This is a genomic window from Vibrio sp. V08_P9A1T1 (genome assembly GCF_963874405.1).
Lineage (GTDB): Bacteria > Pseudomonadota > Gammaproteobacteria > Enterobacterales > Vibrionaceae > Vibrio > Vibrio anguillarum.
On record NZ_CAWNIB010000281.1, the window covers coordinates 1 to 16,851 of the forward strand.

Sequence of the window (16,851 nt, forward strand, 5' to 3'; positions counted from 1 at the left end):
GAATACATATTTGTTTTATAGATAAAGCAAAGTGGGGCAGTTATGATACTCAAACTCCGATGATTATACGTAAGTATGCTAATGAATACGTAGCAATAAAAATGGTTAGTGATGTATGTGAAGATTTCGCTAAATAGATTTTTGTAGAACATCATGTTTTTATTTGCAATCTCCCAGAGCCAACCTAGCTCTGGGGACTCCCTTCTTACAGCACACAATATTTAGCGTAAGAACCAGCCTCATTCGCTGTCCAATCACCTTTTGGCTTGTCTTTCATATCTTCACACCATGCGTCGCTGCCAATTTGTGATTGGAAGACACAGTGCTTTGCATAATCCACCGCCTGCCCGGCGTTCCATTCGCCTTTTGGTTTCTCTTTCATATCTTGACACCATGCTTCGCTGCCCACTTCTGAGCAGGCGGCGAGTGAAAATGCAGTAAACAATACCAAGGCTATTTTTTTCATGTTTGAGTTCCAAATGGATGCGATTTTTGTTCGGAGTGACTATACCGAAAATCACGGTCTCAGTGTTAATCCTATGCTAAAAATGGGCATCTAATGACAAATCACTCAGTGATGGTCCTCACTCTTTTTTACTCCTCAGCTCACTAATCAACGATCAAAATCACATTACCTATTTTCGCATCGTGCAAATTATTTTTGCTACGCTAGGATTCATCGAAACGTTTCGATGAGATTTTCTTGAACGATTCAAGAGTGATAGAAAGGTGTCAAAAAGCGAAACATAAAGCCTAACGTGAAGGTATAACAATGAAAAAAAGTACCCTATTAAACTCGGAACTCTCTTACTTGGTGGCTACTTTAGGGCATACCGACGAAATCACAATTTGTGATGCAGGTTTGCCCATTCCCGATGAAGTGCAGCGTATTGATTTAGCATTAACTCACGGTATTCCCGGTTTTATTGACACGGTCCGCGTGATTCTTTCTGAATCTCAAATTGAAGGTGTGATCATTGCTGAAGAGTTTGCACAAGTAAGCCCTGAGCATCACAAAGCACTGCTTGCTGAGCTGAAAGCGGAAGAGGAGTTATGCGAGAAAGCGATTGCTGTCACTTACCTCTCTCATCAAGATTTTAAAGAGCGCACTATGCGCAGCCGCGCCGTGGTAAGAACAGGCGAATGCACGCCGTATGCGAATGTTATTTTTCAAGCAGGCGTCGTATTTTAAGCCGCGATTGAGGATCCACTATGACTCAAGCAATTTTAGCGCTCAGTGAGATTGAAAAAGCGTTCCCCGGCGTGAAAGCGCTCGATAAAGCTAGCCTCAATGTTTACCCCGGCCGCGTGATGGCGTTGATGGGCGAAAACGGCGCGGGTAAATCAACCTTAATGAAAGTGTTGACGGGTATCTATTCATTGGATGCGGGTTCTATCACTTACCAAGGAAAACCAGCCGCCTTTAAAGGCCCACGAGATTCACAACAAGCGGGCATCAGCATTATTCACCAAGAGTTGAATTTGATTCCGGAATTAACCATTGCTGAAAACATTTTTCTGGGTAGAGAGATAACCGGTGCGATGGGGCGAATTTTATGGAATGAAATGTACCAAGCAGCCGACAAACTACTGGCTCGCTTAAATGTTAAACACAGCTCCAAGACCTTGTTGGGTGACTTAAGCCTTGGTGAGCAACAGATGGTTGAGATTGCAAAAGCGCTCTCATTTGAGTCGAAAGTGATCATCATGGATGAGCCGACGGATGCGCTGACGGATACCGAAACTGAATCGTTATTTAATGTGATTAACGAGCTGCGTGAACAAGGTTGCGGCATTGTTTATATCTCACATCGGTTGAAAGAAATTTTTGAAATTTGTGACGACATTACTGTGTTACGTGATGGCAAATTCATTGGCCAGTGCAAAGTGTCTGACACCAATGAAGATGGCCTGATTGAGATGATGGTCGGCCGGAAATTAGAAGAGCAGTACCCACGTATTGAGGTAAAGCACGGCGACACTTGCCTTGAAGTGATAGGCCTCACGGGTTCAGGTGTGCATGACATTAATTTTACGCTCAAACGAGGTGAAATCCTCGGTGTCTCGGGTTTGATGGGCGCAGGGCGCACTGAATTAATGAAAGTGATTTACGGCGCGCTGCCCAGTGAGCGAGGCGTGATTAACCTTGAGAACAAAACCATCAACCCAGTCAGCCCACAAGATGGCCTTGCAAACGGTATCGCGTATATTTCAGAAGATCGCAAAGGGGACGGTTTGGTTCTTGGCCTGTCGGTGAAAGAGAACATGTCACTGTGTGCGTTGAATAAATTTAGCAAAGGCGTACAGATTCAACACAGTGATGAAGTCATCGCAGTGGAAGATTTCATTCGCCTATTCAACATCAAAACGCCATCTCGTGATCAAATCATTGGCAATTTATCCGGTGGCAATCAGCAAAAAGTAGCGATTGCGAAAGGGTTGATGACACGTCCCAAAGTCTTGATTTTGGATGAACCCACACGCGGGGTTGACGTGGGAGCCAAAAAAGAGATTTACCAATTGATTAACCAATTTAAAGCCGAAGGGATGAGTATTATTTTGGTTTCGTCAGAGATGCCAGAAGTGCTAGGGATGAGTGACCGAATTTTGGTGATGCATGAAGGTCGAATCAGCGGCGAATTCAGTGCCAAACAAGCCAACCAAGAGATTCTACTCGCCTGTGCGGTAGGCAAAAAGATCAATGAGGAAGCAGCATGAGCAGTAACAGCATGAGTAATTCAACCCAAACTAACCGCAGAAAATGGATCAGTAAAGAGTGGCTCATTGAGCAAAAATCACTGATTGCTTTGCTTTTTTTAGTGGTCGTTGTCTCTTTTTTAAACCCCAATTTCTTCACGGTTGACAACATACTGAACATTTTGCGCCAAACCTCAGTCAACGCCATTATCGCGGTGGGGATGACCTTGGTTATTCTAACGGCAGGTATCGATTTGAGTGTTGGCTCGGTACTGGCGTTGTGCGGCGCTTTTGCTGCAACCATGATTGGTCTTGAGATTCCTGTCATTATCGCAGTCCCTACAGCGTTACTTGCTGGCGCGGCACTGGGTGCGATTAGCGGCATCATTATCGCCAAAGGTAAAGTGCAGGCGTTTATTGCCACCTTAGTCACTATGACCTTACTGCGTGGTGTGACCATGGTTTATACCGATGGGCGTCCAATTTCGACAGGTTTTACCGATACTGCAGATGCTTTTGCTTGGTTTGGTACAGGTTACGCATTGGGTATTCCCGTTCCGGTGTGGATGATGGTGGTGGTCTTTGCTGCGGTTTGGTACTTACTTAACCATACACGTTTTGGCCGCTATGTTTACGCGCTAGGTGGCAATGAGTCTGCGACTCGATTGTCAGGTATTAATGTGGATCGCGTGAAAATTGGTGTGTACGCCATCTGTGGTCTATTGGCTGCGCTGGCTGGCATCATCGTCACGTCTCGCCTCTCTTCTGCGCAACCGACTGCTGGTATGGGTTATGAACTGGATGCCATCGCTGCCGTCGTACTTGGTGGTACCAGCTTGATGGGTGGTAAAGGACGCATTATGGGCACGTTAATTGGGGCGCTGATCATCGGCTTTCTTAATAACGCGCTGAACCTGCTTGATGTCTCTTCTTACTACCAAATGATTGCGAAAGCCGTGGTTATTTTGCTCGCGGTACTCGTGGATAACAAAAATAAGTAACACGATAGAAAACCTCCGTTTTAAAGCGAGCCATATTAGCTTTAAAACGACCCCTACAAAAAGGACTATAAAGATGAAAAAACTTGCAACTTTAATCTCTGCTGCTCTACTTTCCACCACTGTCTCTGTGGCTGCGCATGCGCAAGACACCATGGCGATTGTACTATCCACTCTGAACAACCCATTTTTTGTCACCATGAAAGATGGCGCAGAAGCGAAAGCAAAAGAGCTAGGCTACAACCTGATCGTCTTGGATTCACAAAATGATCCAAGCAAAGAGCTATCAAACGTAGAAGACTTAACCGTTCGTGGCGTTAAAGCGATTTTGATCAACCCAACCGATTCTGATGCCGTCTCTAACGCCATTCGTATGGCCAACCGCGCTAAAGTGCCAGTGTTGACACTGGATCGCGGTGCAAGCCGTGGTGATGTTGTGAGCCACATCGCTTCTGATAACGTAGTCGGTGGTGAAATGGCCGGTCACTTTATCGTCGAAAAAATCGGTGCAAAAGCCAAAGTCATTCAACTGGAAGGGATTGCCGGCACATCGGCCGCTCGTGAGCGTGGAGAAGGTTTCATGAACGCGGTGAAAGGCAGTGAAATGGAACTGCTTGCTAGCCAGCCTGCTGATTTTGACCGTACTAAAGGTTTGAATGTAATGGAAAATCTGCTAGCGGCAAACCCAGATGTTCAAGCCGTATTTGCCCAAAATGATGAAATGGCATTGGGTGCACTTCGCGCCGTTCAAGCATCAGGTAAAGAGGTGATGATCATCGGTTTTGATGGTACCGACGATGGTATCGCGGCGGTAGAACGCGGCCAACTTGCTGCGACTGTTGCTCAGCAACCAGACATGATCGGTGCACTTGGCATTGAAACGGCCGATAAAATGCTAAAAGGCGAACAAGTGGATGAGTACATTCCGGTTCCTCTAAAAATCATCAGCAAATAATCTTTGCTGTAGGTAGCTCTTTACTGGCTCGTAGAGAGCTACCTCTTCTCTATAACCCCTCAGCCATTAATAACCAGTAATCAGGCTCGATAGGTTTGTTTTTTCAGGTGAAGCCACAAAAGCCAAACCTCTCCAGCTCTATTTCAAACATGTTCACTCATGAACAAAGGACAAATTATGAATCAGTTAGTGGTATTAGGTAGTGTTAACGCTGACCATGTTTTGCAAGTGCCTTCATTTCCTCGCCCGGGCGAGACGCTGCATGGTCGTCATTATCAAGTTATTCCCGGTGGTAAAGGGGCCAACCAAGCTGTAGCGGCCGCGCGATTAAAAGCTGACATCGGTTTTATTGCCTGCGTGGGTGACGACGCATTCGGTATCAATATTCGTGAGAATTTTAAGCTCGATGGTATCAACATTGCGGGAGTTAAAATGCAGCCCAATTGTCCGACGGGCATTGCGATGATCCAAGTCTCGGACAGCGGAGAAAACAGCATCTGTATTTCGGCAGAGGCGAATGACAAGCTGACGGCTGATGCCATTGAACCGGATTTAGCCGCCATTGGTGCGGCCAAATATTTATTGATGCAATTAGAGACGCCAATCGATGGCATTATTAAAGCTGCGCAAATCGCCAAACAAAATCGTACCAATGTGATTTTAAACCCAGCGCCTGCCCGAGATCTGCCTGATACTCTGCTAGAATGTGTCGATGTGATCACACCAAACGAAACGGAAGCGCAGCGCTTAACGGGGATCACGGTTGATGATGATCACTCGGCGCAATTAGCGGCCAATGAACTGCATAAAAAAGGGATTGAAATCGTCTTGATCACCTTAGGTGCAAAAGGCGTTTGGCTAAGCCAAAATGGGCGTGGTCAACTGATTGCTGGTTTTAAAGTCGATGTGACAGACACCACCGCGGCAGGTGATACGTTTAACGGTGCTTTAGTAACGGGTTTGTTGGAAGATATGCCTTTAGAATCAGCCATTAAATTTGCGCATGCTGCGGCAGCCATTTCTGTTACCCGTTTTGGCGCGCAAACCTCAATACCCACCCGAGTAGAAGTGGACGCGTTTCTCGCTCAGCATCAATAGAATAGGAAAAACAGACATGGCGACAATGAAAGATATTGCAAGATTAGCCGGCGTATCCACGTCTACCGTCAGCCATGTCATTAATAAATCTCGCTATGTGAGCGATGAAATCGCTGAGCGTGTCAATAAAGCCGCGCAAGATCTGAACTATGCCCCGTCAGCATTGGCTCGCAGTCTCAAAATGAACCGAACGCGCACCATTGGTATGTTAGTGACCACTTCGACTAACCCCTTTTTTGGCGAAGTGGTCAAAGGGGTAGAGCGCAGTTGCTACCACAAAGGTTATAACCTTATTTTGTGTAATACCGAAGGGGATAGCCAGCGGATGCAAGCCTCTATCAACACACTGCTGCAAAAGCGCGTTGATGGCTTACTTTTGATGTGCTCCACCTTAGAAGGCGAGCGGATTGACGTTTTTGAACGCTACCCAGATATCCCTGTCGTGGTGATGGATTGGGGCCCAATGCTCTTTCCTAGCGATAAAATACAAGATAACTCTTTACGTGGTGGTTATATTGCGGCGAACTATTTGATTGAGTGCGGTCATAAAGAAATCGGTTGCATTACCGGGCCATTGATTCGACATCAAGCTCAAATGCGTTATGAAGGCTATAAGCGCGCTGTCTTGGAAGCAGGTTTGGACATTTATCCCAATTGGATTGTGGAATCCGATTTTGAATGTGAAGGTGGCTACGAAGCGTTCAATAAAATGTTAGCCAAAGGACCATTACCGAGTGCGATTTTTGTCTCTAATGACATGATGGCAATGGGGGTGATTAATGCAGCTAATGAAAAAGGGATCCGCATTCCTGAAGATCTTTCGCTGATGGGGTATGACGATATTCACATCGCCCGTTTTATGTCGCCAGCTCTAACCACTATTCATCAACCCAAATATCGTTTAGGTAAAGCGGCAGTTGACACCTTACTTGCCCGTTTAGAAAACGAAGCGCTCGAACCGCAAATTGTCCAATTAGAGCCGACTTTAGTGGTGCGTAAAAGCATCAAAATGATGAACAAGTAGATGGAAAAATCCCTCTCTTTTCTAAAGAGAGGGATGAGGCACTAATTACTGAGTCATATTTTTCCAGAAATCAGCCCATTGCTGCGGTCGATTATAGAAATGGCTAACAGATACGGTTCGCCATTGCCCCTCTGCTTCATACACAATCGAGGGAAAACCAGAAAGCTGATATTGCGCCATTAAGCTTTGCGTCTGCTCTAACTGCTCTGGTAACTGAGCTTTGGCTTGCTCCATCGCTTGTTCCCATTGATTTGGCTCTAGGTCAAGCGATTGGGCTAACAGTGCCAATGTGTCAGTATCGGCCACAGGCAAACCTTGCTGGTAGTGCGCTTGTTGAATGCTTTTGAGCATAACACTTGGCGATACACCGAGTAATTGCGCTGCAATAATGGCTTGAGCAGTAACGTATGAGTCCAATATCACGGTTTCGCCACTTTTGATTTTGGTGATGTAACCTTCCCCAAATACGGCTCCTGTTTGCTGAGCAATGCGCTGATCAGCTTGCAGTACATGTTGGCGAAAACCATCTGAAAGAGGCGATCGCTCGATCATTCCACCCGGATGAAGATGCAGTTTTACTCCGCTCATTTCATTCAACTGCTGAATCAGAGAGGTTGCTCCGTAACACCAGCCACACATTGGGTCGAAAATATAGTGGACGTTTACCATTTCATCTCACCCATGTGAACTTTGGCACCAATTTCTAAAGCCATTGGTAGGCCAGCATTAGGGTAAAGGTTTTGCATGGTTTGAATTAACTGAGCGCTGTCTTTGCTGTTTGCTTTGGCTTTAGCAAAATCCATAAGATATTGTTGTGCAAATTCAATTGAAGAAGCATCAAGCGCTGTTCCAGAAGTCATATGCCCCGGGATCACTACGTTTGGTTTGAGTGCTTTCATTTGATCAAGTTGTTGCGCCCAAGCTTGGCGGCTCGCATCACTTTGTGCATCAGCCATCCATAAATGAACATTTCCGTATACCGCGACGTTACCTAAAATCGCTTTATTGGCTGGTATCCATAAATAAGGACGATGCGCTAATTCTCCATCCGCATCGCGAATTTCAATAGTTTGCCCATCAATGGTTAAGGTTTTGCCATTATAAGCCGTTGGTAGTATTGGTTTTACAGGGGCATTTTCCCCCATTTTGGGAGCCCAAAATGCCAGTTTACCTTCGAGTTTTTCTGCAATCGTTGCACGTACGCCAGGAGTCGTCAGCACTTTCGCTTGTGGAAACATGTCATGCAGTACTTCAGCGCCAAAGTAGTAATCAGGGTCAGCTTGGCTAATAAAAATCGTGGTTAAGTTTTTGCCAGAGTCGAGTACTTTTGCTGCAATACGGAGTGCGTCGGCTTTAGTAAAGCCAGTGTCAACCACCATCGCTTCTGTTTCGCCATAAACCAAAGTGGAGTTGACATGGAAGCTATTGCCATCTGCATTGTAGACGTCAAGTGTCAAAGGTTGTTGTGCTGCAAACGCGGTGCTGCTGATGAGTGTGGTTGCTGTAAGTAGAGTCAGTGTTTTCATGATTATTTATCCAAAGAGTATGTTATCGGTTCGGGAGCTATCATACGAATTAGACTTGTTCGGATATATAGCTAATAATTGACATCATTGTTTCTTAATTAGAACTAATCATGGACAAACTCACAGCAGCTCAGGTCTTTTTAGATATAGCGATTACCCAAAGTTTTACGGCGACAGCGGAACGGCTGGATATTTCTCGTCCTATGGTGACTCGGCATGTTGAAACCATGGAAACTTGGTTACAAGCTCGGTTATTGAACCGAACCACACGAAAAGTATCGCTCACATCAGCAGGAGTTCAATGCCTAGACGCGATAAAATTATGGGTCGAGCAAGCGCAGCAATTAGAACATCAGTTGATGGATCAACAGTCGTTATCTGGAAAAATCCGGATTGCGACCAGTATGTCGTTTGGCTTTTCTCAACTGATCCCGGCCGTTAAACCTTTTTTGAATACGCATCCAAATATCGAAATTGATATTGATGTACAGGATAAAACCGCAGATTTGATTGCAGAGCGAATTGATTTAGCGATCCGTATTGCAGCCGATCCCGATCCTTCTTTAATCGGGCGCCCTATCGCCCAATGTGATTCTGTATTGGTTGCCTCTCCTGAGTATCTCATGCGCTGTGAGCCAATACTCACACCAAGCGATCTCTCACAGCATCGTTGTCTTGGATACAAAAACTTTGAGCGACATATTTGGCATTTAAAACAAGATGATAAGCATCAATCGGTGGAGGTGCCATGCCAGCTAACTGCGAATGAAGCCACCACTTTGTTACATGCGGCTATCCACGGGATGGGCGTTGCTTTACAGCCGACTTATCTAGCCAAGGGTGCGTTAGAAAGGGGGGACTTACAGCAGGTGTTAGCGCATTGGCAACCGAAGAAAATGGACATTTACGCTTTATATCCTTCTCGGCGTCATTTATCACCCGCTGTCAGAGCTTTGATTGATCACTTAAAGGAGTATTTCATGAATCATGATTGGCAAACGATATGCCTATAGGTGAGGTAGAGAGGAGTGATAAGCAGAGCGTGTTGCCACACTCTGCTTATGGATTATGCTACTGCGCCTTGTTTCTGCGCTTGTTGCACTAATGCCTGACGTTGAGCTTCCATAGCAGATTGAACTTCATTTTCCCTATGAGTGTCTTCTTCCACAGCCTGTGGGACAAATACATAGAACTTATTGATGGTCATCTTTGGATCTCATGTAGTTTTGGAAACAAAAAAATAGAGGATGTTAACCTAGTTAACATCCTCCATGACGGTCAAATTATAGGCGTAGATGAAGGGGCTTAGCTAGTCCTTTTTTCATCGTAAGCCGAATTTTTTATACGTCGTAAGTGGTAGACGCCGTATTTCCGCCTGTACCGGTCCAGTTTGTGTGGAAGAATTCACCACGTGGACGGTCAGTACGCTCATAAGTGTGAGCACCAAAGTAATCACGTTGTGCTTGCAGTAAATTCGCCGGTAAGCGAGCGGTGGTGTAGCCATCTAAGAAAGTGAGCGCGGAGGTCATACATGGCATTGGAATGCCGACTTCCATTGATTTGGCCGCTACTTTACGCCAAGCCGCTAGGCAGTTATCCAAAATGCCCTTGAAGTAGGCATCTGAACCTAAGAAGGCGATTTCTGGGTTAGCTTCGAACGCATCACGAATGTTGCTCAGGAATGCGGAGCGGATGATACAACCACCACGCCACATCAATGCCACGTTACCGTAGTTAAGATTCCAACCATTCTCGTTAGACGCTTGGCGCATTAGCATAAAGCCTTGTGCGTAAGAGATGATCTTAGACGCAAGTAGCGCTTGACGAAGTGCGTCAACCCACTCTTGTTTATCACCTTCGATCTGCATATTGCTCTTACCAAACAGCGCTTCGGCAGCAACGCGCTGATCTTTCAATGCTGAGAGGCAACGAGAGAAGACTGACTCAGTGATGAGCGTCAGTGGAATACCCATATCGAGTGCGTTAATGCCCGTCCATTTACCTGTGCCTTTTTGGCCAGCAGTATCGAGGATTTTCTCAACCAGAGCTTCACCATCTTCGTCTTTGTAGCCTAAGATATCAGCGGTGATTTCCACTAGGTAACTATCGAGCTCGGTCTTGTTCCAATCAGCAAACACTTTTTGCATTTCATCATGGTTTAAACCCAAGCCGTCTTTCATAAACTGATAAGCTTCGGTAATTAGCTGCATATCGCCATATTCGATACCGTTGTGTACCATTTTAACGAAGTGGCCCGCGCCGTCGTTACCCACCCAATCACAGCAAGGCTCACCAGCTTCGGTTTTTGCTGAGATACCTTGGAAAATTGGCTTCACGGCTTCCCAAGCTTCAGGTGCGCCACCTGGCATGATAGATGGGCCAAAACGTGCCCCTTCTTCGCCGCCAGAAACGCCTGTACCGATAAAGTGAATACCTTTTTCACGCAGTGCTGCAACACGGCGGTTGGTGTCTGGGAAGTTCGTGTTACCGCCATCGATAATGATGTCGCCTTTATCGAGTAACGGAACCAGTTGGTCGATGAAATCATCCACGACTTGGCCCGCACGCACCATCAGCATCACTTTGCGAGGTGTCGCCAGTTTGTCGACTAACTCTTGCAGTGAATAAGCACCAACAATATTGGTGTCTTTCGCTGGACCTGCTAGGAACTCATCGACTTTTGCCGCGGTACGGTTGTGAGCTACCACTTTAAAACCGTGGTCGTTCATATTTAGGATAAGGTTTTGGCCCATCACTGCTAGGCCGATTACACCGATATCACCTTTCATTTATTTCTCTCCTTCACGCAATCTTTGTTGCGGCATCTGAATCTAAAAACCACTCTGTTTCGCCAGTTGTTGATTTAACTTTGGCAGCCGGATAAGGAAGATCCTCGGCTTTCGTGGTGTGAATTTCGTGTACGATCTCGGCTTTACCTGCGCCAAGAACGAGGTAACTAATGCGTTTTGCAGCTTCCAACACTTTCGCTGTTTTAGAGACACGAAGTTGGCCTGATTCCGGATGCGTTGCCACTAAAGATAAATTCTCATCCTCGTAGTCGGTCACATTAGGGAACAGGGATGCCGTATGGCCATCTGCGCCAACACCGAGCAAAATCCAATCAAAAACAGGAGTACCGTTGACGGATGGAATGACTTTTGCCATCTCATCGGCAAAGCGCTTAGCTTCGGTTTGTGGATCATCTTCGCCGCGAATACGGTGAATATTTTGAGGTGGAATGTTCACTTGGCTAAACAGCAGTGTATTGGCTTCACCAAAGTTGCTTTCGGCATCGTCAGGAGCAACACAGCGTTCATCACCCCACCAAAAATGCAGGTTTTGCCATGCAATCGCCTGTGCATAAGGTTCACTGGCCAATAATTTGAACAGCATTTTGGGTGTGCTGCCACCGGAAAGGGAGATATGAACTGGCTGACCTTGCTCGCTATAGCGTTGCATTTCATTGGCGAGCGTTTCAACCACCTGTTCTGGGGTTTGAAAAATTTTATGATTGATCATAATTCGCAGTAATCCGTATCGGTCAAGTTTTTACACGGGAAGCGCCACGCGCGGCCATCATTGTGTAGCAGCAAATCGGACTCTTTTGGTCCCCACGTGCCACAGGCATAGCCAAACAGCGATTGAGGGTCTTGTTTAAAATCCAAAATAGGTTGCACGAACTTCCAACACGCTTCTACGGCATCGGTACGCGCAAATAAAGTTGCATCACCGTTGAGCGCATCCAAAAGGAGCCGTTCATAAGCGGTCAACATCTTGGTTTCTTCCAGTGATGTGTAATGGAAGTTCATAGAGACTTCTTTGGCTTTAAAGCCCGCACCCGGCTCCTTCAAACCAAAGCTCATTTGAATGCCTTCATCGGGCTGAATGCGGATGATGAGCTTGTTTTCAGGGGCATTTTGTCCAAAAACAGGGTGTGGCGTACGCTTAAAGTGAATGACCACTTCGGTGACGCGCGTTGGTAAACGTTTACCTGAACGCACATAAAATGGCACACCATTCCAGCGCCAGTTATTGATAAACATTTTCAAACCGACATAGGTTTCAGTGCGCGAATCTGCTGCCACACCATGTTCATCACGGTAACTGGGTAAAAACTGGCCACGAACTTCCGATTCCGTATATTGCCCCAGTACGAGGTTGTGGCGTAGGTCATCATCAGAGAGCGGTTGCAGGCTTTGCAGCACTTTATTGACTTCGTTACGAATTGAATCGGCATTAATGGCGGCTGGTGGTTCCATGCTAACCATAGCTAACACTTGCAGTAAATGGTTTTGGAACATATCACGCACCGCACCAGAACCGTCGTAATAGCCACCGCGTTCTTCGACGCCCAAAAATTCTGCGCCTGTAATTTCGACATAGTCAATGAAATTGCGGTTCCACAAAGGTTCGAACATCCCGTTAGCAAAACGGAAAACCAACAGGTTTTGTACCGTCTCTTTGCCTAAATAATGGTCGATACGGTAGATCTGGTGTTCTTGGAAATGGCGATGAATTTCGATATCAAGGCTTTGAGCCGATGCGAGGTCATAACCAAACGGTTTTTCGATGATCAAACGCTTCCAACCTTGCGCTTCGCTATTTAATCCATGCGCTGCGAGATTGGCCGGGATGACGCCATAAAGGCTCGGCGGCGTCGCGAGATAGAACAGAGTGTTGCGTTGCGTGAATTGGTATTGCTCAGCCAAAGAGTCAAGACGCGTGGCGAGCTGCGCGTATTCTGCAACATCTGAAGTATTGATCGCTTGATAATGCAAGTGCTCGCAAAAGGCGTCGAGAATATCTGGGACGGTCTTTTCCATTTCCTGAAGAGAGCGCTTTAATTTTTCACGGTATGACTCATCGCTGTATTGGGTTCGGCTGACACCCAGAATAGCAAAGGATTTCGGCAGTTGATCACTGGCGAACAAGTGATACAGAGCAGGTATAAGCTTGCGATAGGTTAAGTCGCCTGAAGCACCAAAAATCACAATACTGCTGTTTTCAGGTATTACCATCATCTTTCCCTTAAAAACGAGGTATTTAGCATGCGCCAACGGTAGCAGCGTCATGCAAAAATAGAAAATAGGCTCTAACTATAATGTCGATAGTTAAAACCAATGCGCTCCTCCAAAAGTGCAGAACGCAGTCTAGGGATCGCCCCTAGACTCGGGTGCGTATTGTCTACGACAATTTGACATACATCAACTATTGATAACGCAATCGATTAAATTCTCATGCCATCTCGACACATTTTCAGGGTGAGAGGTTAGGTTCTGCCTAAGTCTCATCCCCTGACCACAGCACGTTACTTATAGCGGCTGTGAATGATCCTAGGTGGTCAGTCTTATCCGGAATGGTAACTCTATGGTGATTATTGAGTTGAACAATGACAGTTTGACGACGGAACTTGAGCCTGTACTTGGTTATAACGTTTGAGTTGGTTGAAATAGTGGTGCGCTTTTTGTACGTGTTCGAACTCCAACATCCAAGTCGCACTGCGCTGCGCTGAACAAAAAGCACCCATATGTTTGAGCAAGTCATCGCTTTGTTTGGTGAGTACGTTGGCAAGGCGGTTAACCAAGGCATTGGGCTCAATCGCAGTAAACTGCAGCAGAGCATAAGATTGATTTAAGACATCAAAGGCTTGTTTATGCTGGCCCAAGTGGTTGAAAATTTCAGATTGAGAAACAGCAGCATCACATAGCCCAGAGATCAAGCACACCAACTGGCAAGATTTTGTATGTTCGCAGTTTAGCGCTGATTGAATATGACTTGGCATATGATGCAGTACATCTTCAAACAAACAGTGTGCTTGTGGCCAATGCCCCTGTGCTAATAGTTGTTCAGCCTTGAGATAGCTTGTCCAGCACTGTTGTAAGTCCATACTCAATTCTCCAGAATGACGGCGTTCACTTATTTAAATGCAATTCATTATCAAATGCAAATAATTGTTATTTGCGATTTTAAGTGTGGTGATTGTTTATTATTTGTTCGGTTAAACGCGAATAAGGTGTAACTCGCTAAAATATAAATGAATTGCTTCTACACTTAGGTCAAACTACAACAAGAATCCAAAAGCTAAGGAGCGGAGTGATGGCGATTCAACGATTGAATGCAGAGCAGCTCTACCACGTTGCCCAGTTAGAAAAACTCCCTTGTAAATCAACTAAGGAGTTAGACCCAGTTGATGAGATTGTGGGGCAAGAACGGGCGCAAAAAGCGGTCGAATTTGCAATGTCGATCAAAGAGAAGGGTTACAACATCTACGCTATTGGCCGTAATGGGTTGGGCAAACGTACGATGATTTTGCGCTATTTAAACCGCCATCAGCATGATGTCGATGCGTTGTTTGATTGGTGTTATGTGGCCAATTTCAGCGATATTCGAACCCCAAAAGTGCTGAAGTTACCTTCGGGTATTGGGGTTAAACTCAAGCAAGACATTGAAAAGTTAATGAATAAGTTGGTCAATGCGATCCCGTTAGCTTTTGATAACGAGATTTACTTTGCTCGTGCCGATAAACTGAAAAATCAGATGGCACAAAAACAGCAAAGTGAATTGGATAGCATCAGTAAAGAAGCCAAAGATAAAGGCATTAGCTTAACCATCACCACTCAAGGCGACTATCAATTTGTTGCGATGAACGGTGAAGAGATGCACACCGAAGAGTCCTTTGACGCCTTGTCTAAAAAAGAGCAAGAGCACTTTAGCCATACCATTGATGAGCTAGAAATCAGCCTACGCAATATGGTACGTCAACTGACAGAATGGGAAGACTCCTACAGTGAGAAGATCAAAAAGCTCAATGATGAAGTAACGCTTGGCGTTATTACCCACTTTATTAAGCAGCTTAAGCAAGATTATTCTGGCTACCCAGACATCAAAACGTATCTTACGGAGTTACAAAAAGACATCGTCGATAATGCGGACATTTTTTTAGATGAAGACAGTGAGCAAGGCGAAGTTGCGACAGCTTCTTTAGATAAGCGTCTGCCGCGTCGCTACAAAGTCAATGTGCTGGTCAGCCAGCCTTCAGACAAGCTACCGATCGTGGTAGAAGAGAACCCGAACTACCACTCTCTATTTGGTTATATCGAAACGGCGACTTTTAAAGGCACAGTATTTACCGATTTTTCGTTGATTCGAGCGGGTAGTTTACATAAAGCCAATGGTGGTGTGCTGTTGATGGATGCGGTGAAAGTGCTTGAACAGCCCTATGTTTGGGACGGTTTAAAGCGCGCGCTGCGTTCACGCCAAATGAGTTTTACCTCTTTGGAAAAAGAGGTCACGCTAACAGGGACGGTTTCACTTGACCCAGAGCCTATCCCGCTAAATGTGAAAATTATCCTATTTGGTGATTACCACACTTATCAGCTGCTGACTCATTACGATCCTGAATTTAGCGAATTGTTCCGAGTAACGGCCGATTTTGAAGATGAGATGAAACGTACGCCCGATACCGAGCTACATTACGCGCGTTTTATTTCGAGCATAGTGCACGACAACAATATGCTGCATTGCGACCGTAAAGCGATTGCACGCATCATTGAACACAGTTCACGTACAACGGGCGATCAAGGCAAACTGTCACTTCATTCGGCGCATATTGCCAATTTGTTACGCGAATCTAACTATGTGGCGAAGCAGGCGAATTCAAACATGATCCGCCAGAATCATGTCGAAGAGGCGCTCAGCAACCAAGAGATGCGAGTGAGCCGCCTGCAAGACAGTGTGATGGAGTCGTATGTTAACGGTACAACGCTAATCCAAACGCAAGGCATGGCGGTCGGGCAGGTGAATGCGCTATCGGTATTGAGCACCAGCGATCATATGTTTGGTGCGCCAAACCGTATTACCGCCACCACTTCCTATGGTGATGGTGACATTATCGATATCGAGCGCAGTGTCGATCTGGGTGGCAGCATCCACTCTAAAGGTGTGATGATTTTATCCGCGTATCTCTCTTCGGTATTTGGCCGTACGGCGCGTGTACCACTCACCACGACCATCACATTTGAGCAATCATACGGTGGTGTGGATGGTGATAGTGCCAGCATGGCCGAATTCTGTGCGATTGTGTCTGCGTTTTCTAAACGGCCTAATCGCCAAGATATTGCGATCACAGGTTCGATGAACCAATTTGGTGAGTCGCAGCCGATTGGCGGTGTGAATGAGAAAATTGAAGGTTTCTTTGATGTGTGTGCAATCAAAGGGCGCACCAGCCAGCAAGGTGTCATCATTCCTCGTTCAAACATGCACAATCTGATGTTACGCGCTGACGTTGTTAAAGCGGTCGAGAAAGGGGAGTTCAATATCTGGGCTATTGAACATGTCACTGAAGCGGTTGAGCTCTTTACTGGCAAACCCGCAGGCGAAGCAACAGAAGATGGCAGCTACCCGGTTGATACCATCTTCGGTTTAGCACAAGCCAAACTGAATGCGCTTAGAAAATAGCCTTATCGAAGAATAAGTTCTTCAGTACTAACCACCTCAATGACCACCTAGCAAGTGGTCATTTTTCTTCATAAATCATCATAATTTAACTTATAT

At 45.8% G+C, this 16,851-nt stretch carries 16 protein-coding genes; 8 read left to right on the top strand and 8 right to left on the bottom strand.

What is annotated here, in order from left to right; all coding sequences use genetic code 11:
• Nucleotides 1-205: 205 nt before the first annotated feature.
• Nucleotides 206-466, bottom strand: coding sequence for a DUF3012 domain-containing protein (locus tag AACT21_RS13725; protein ID WP_013868177.1), 261 nt, complete (start codon nucleotides 464-466; stop codon nucleotides 206-208).
• A gap of 306 nt (nucleotides 467-772) precedes the next feature.
• Between AACT21_RS13725 and rbsD the strand changes: the two genes are divergently transcribed.
• The 6 genes from rbsD (at nucleotide 773) to AACT21_RS13755 (ending at nucleotide 6,772) form a co-directional block, all read left to right on the top strand.
• Nucleotides 773-1,192, top strand: a complete 420-nt coding sequence (gene rbsD, locus AACT21_RS13730) for a D-ribose pyranase (RefSeq protein WP_013868176.1) — start codon at nucleotides 773-775, stop codon at nucleotides 1,190-1,192.
• Nucleotides 1,193-1,212: 20 nt separating this feature from the next.
• On the top strand, nucleotides 1,213-2,718 hold the full coding sequence (gene rbsA, locus AACT21_RS13735) for a ribose ABC transporter ATP-binding protein RbsA (protein ID WP_013868175.1): 1,506 nt from the start codon (nucleotides 1,213-1,215) through the stop codon (nucleotides 2,716-2,718).
• An 11-nt stretch (nucleotides 2,719-2,729) separates the two neighbouring features.
• Nucleotides 2,730-3,698, top strand: coding sequence for a ribose ABC transporter permease (gene rbsC, locus AACT21_RS13740; RefSeq protein ID WP_010320544.1), 969 nt, complete (start codon nucleotides 2,730-2,732; stop codon nucleotides 3,696-3,698).
• Between the two features lie 73 nt (nucleotides 3,699-3,771).
• The gene (gene rbsB, locus AACT21_RS13745; protein ID WP_010320543.1) at nucleotides 3,772-4,650 is read left to right on the top strand and encodes a ribose ABC transporter substrate-binding protein RbsB; all 879 of its coding nucleotides are present in this window, start codon (nucleotides 3,772-3,774) and stop codon (nucleotides 4,648-4,650) included.
• Nucleotides 4,651-4,827: 177 nt separating this feature from the next.
• Complete coding sequence (rbsK, locus tag AACT21_RS13750; RefSeq protein ID WP_026028869.1) at nucleotides 4,828-5,748, top strand: ribokinase; 921 nt, start codon at nucleotides 4,828-4,830, stop codon at nucleotides 5,746-5,748.
• 16 nt (nucleotides 5,749-5,764) lie between these two features.
• On the top strand, nucleotides 5,765-6,772 hold the full coding sequence (locus AACT21_RS13755) for a substrate-binding domain-containing protein (protein ID WP_013868172.1): 1,008 nt from the start codon (nucleotides 5,765-5,767) through the stop codon (nucleotides 6,770-6,772).
• 45 nt (nucleotides 6,773-6,817) lie between these two features.
• Here the strand turns inward: AACT21_RS13755 and AACT21_RS13760 are convergent, their stop codons facing one another.
• Together AACT21_RS13760 and AACT21_RS13765 are read right to left on the bottom strand one after the other, a co-directional pair.
• Nucleotides 6,818-7,441 (bottom strand): DsbA family protein, encoded by a 624-nt coding sequence (locus AACT21_RS13760; RefSeq protein WP_017044909.1) that lies wholly within the window; start codon nucleotides 7,439-7,441, stop codon nucleotides 6,818-6,820.
• A complete protein-coding gene (locus AACT21_RS13765; protein ID WP_094164366.1) occupies nucleotides 7,435-8,298 on the bottom strand; it encodes an MBL fold metallo-hydrolase in 864 nt (287 codons plus the stop codon). The genes AACT21_RS13760 and AACT21_RS13765 overlap by 7 nt, the downstream gene beginning before the upstream one ends.
• Nucleotides 8,299-8,408: 110 nt before the next feature.
• On the opposite strand from AACT21_RS13765, the gene AACT21_RS13770 reads away from it, so the two are divergent.
• Nucleotides 8,409-9,311, top strand: a complete 903-nt coding sequence (locus AACT21_RS13770; RefSeq protein ID WP_094124013.1) for a LysR family transcriptional regulator — start codon at nucleotides 8,409-8,411, stop codon at nucleotides 9,309-9,311.
• Nucleotides 9,312-9,364: 53 nt separating this feature from the next.
• Here AACT21_RS13770 and AACT21_RS13775 read toward each other — a convergent pair whose 3' ends face one another.
• From AACT21_RS13775 to AACT21_RS13795, 5 genes are all read right to left on the bottom strand, one after another.
• Entirely contained in the window at nucleotides 9,365-9,505 is a 141-nt protein-coding gene (locus tag AACT21_RS13775; protein ID WP_010320537.1) for a hypothetical protein, read from the bottom strand.
• A 133-nt stretch (nucleotides 9,506-9,638) separates the two neighbouring features.
• Complete coding sequence (gene gnd, locus AACT21_RS13780; protein ID WP_017044907.1) at nucleotides 9,639-11,087, bottom strand: decarboxylating NADP(+)-dependent phosphogluconate dehydrogenase; 1,449 nt, start codon at nucleotides 11,085-11,087, stop codon at nucleotides 9,639-9,641.
• A gap of 13 nt (nucleotides 11,088-11,100) precedes the next feature.
• Nucleotides 11,101-11,817, bottom strand: a complete 717-nt coding sequence (pgl, locus tag AACT21_RS13785; protein ID WP_017046895.1) for a 6-phosphogluconolactonase — start codon at nucleotides 11,815-11,817, stop codon at nucleotides 11,101-11,103.
• Nucleotides 11,814-13,316 (bottom strand): glucose-6-phosphate dehydrogenase, encoded by a 1,503-nt coding sequence (gene zwf / locus AACT21_RS13790; RefSeq protein ID WP_026027771.1) that lies wholly within the window; start codon nucleotides 13,314-13,316, stop codon nucleotides 11,814-11,816. The genes pgl and zwf overlap by 4 nt, the downstream gene beginning before the upstream one ends.
• A 356-nt stretch (nucleotides 13,317-13,672) precedes the next feature.
• Nucleotides 13,673-14,185: a hypothetical protein gene (locus AACT21_RS13795; protein ID WP_176430231.1), complete on the bottom strand. Its 513-nt coding sequence runs from the start codon at nucleotides 14,183-14,185 to the stop codon at nucleotides 13,673-13,675.
• Between the two features lie 209 nt (nucleotides 14,186-14,394).
• Between AACT21_RS13795 and AACT21_RS13800 the strand changes: the two genes are divergently transcribed.
• A complete protein-coding gene (locus tag AACT21_RS13800) occupies nucleotides 14,395-16,755 on the top strand; it encodes a Lon protease family protein (protein WP_026027772.1) in 2,361 nt (786 codons plus the stop codon).
• The last annotated feature ends 96 nt before the right edge of the window (nucleotides 16,756-16,851 follow it).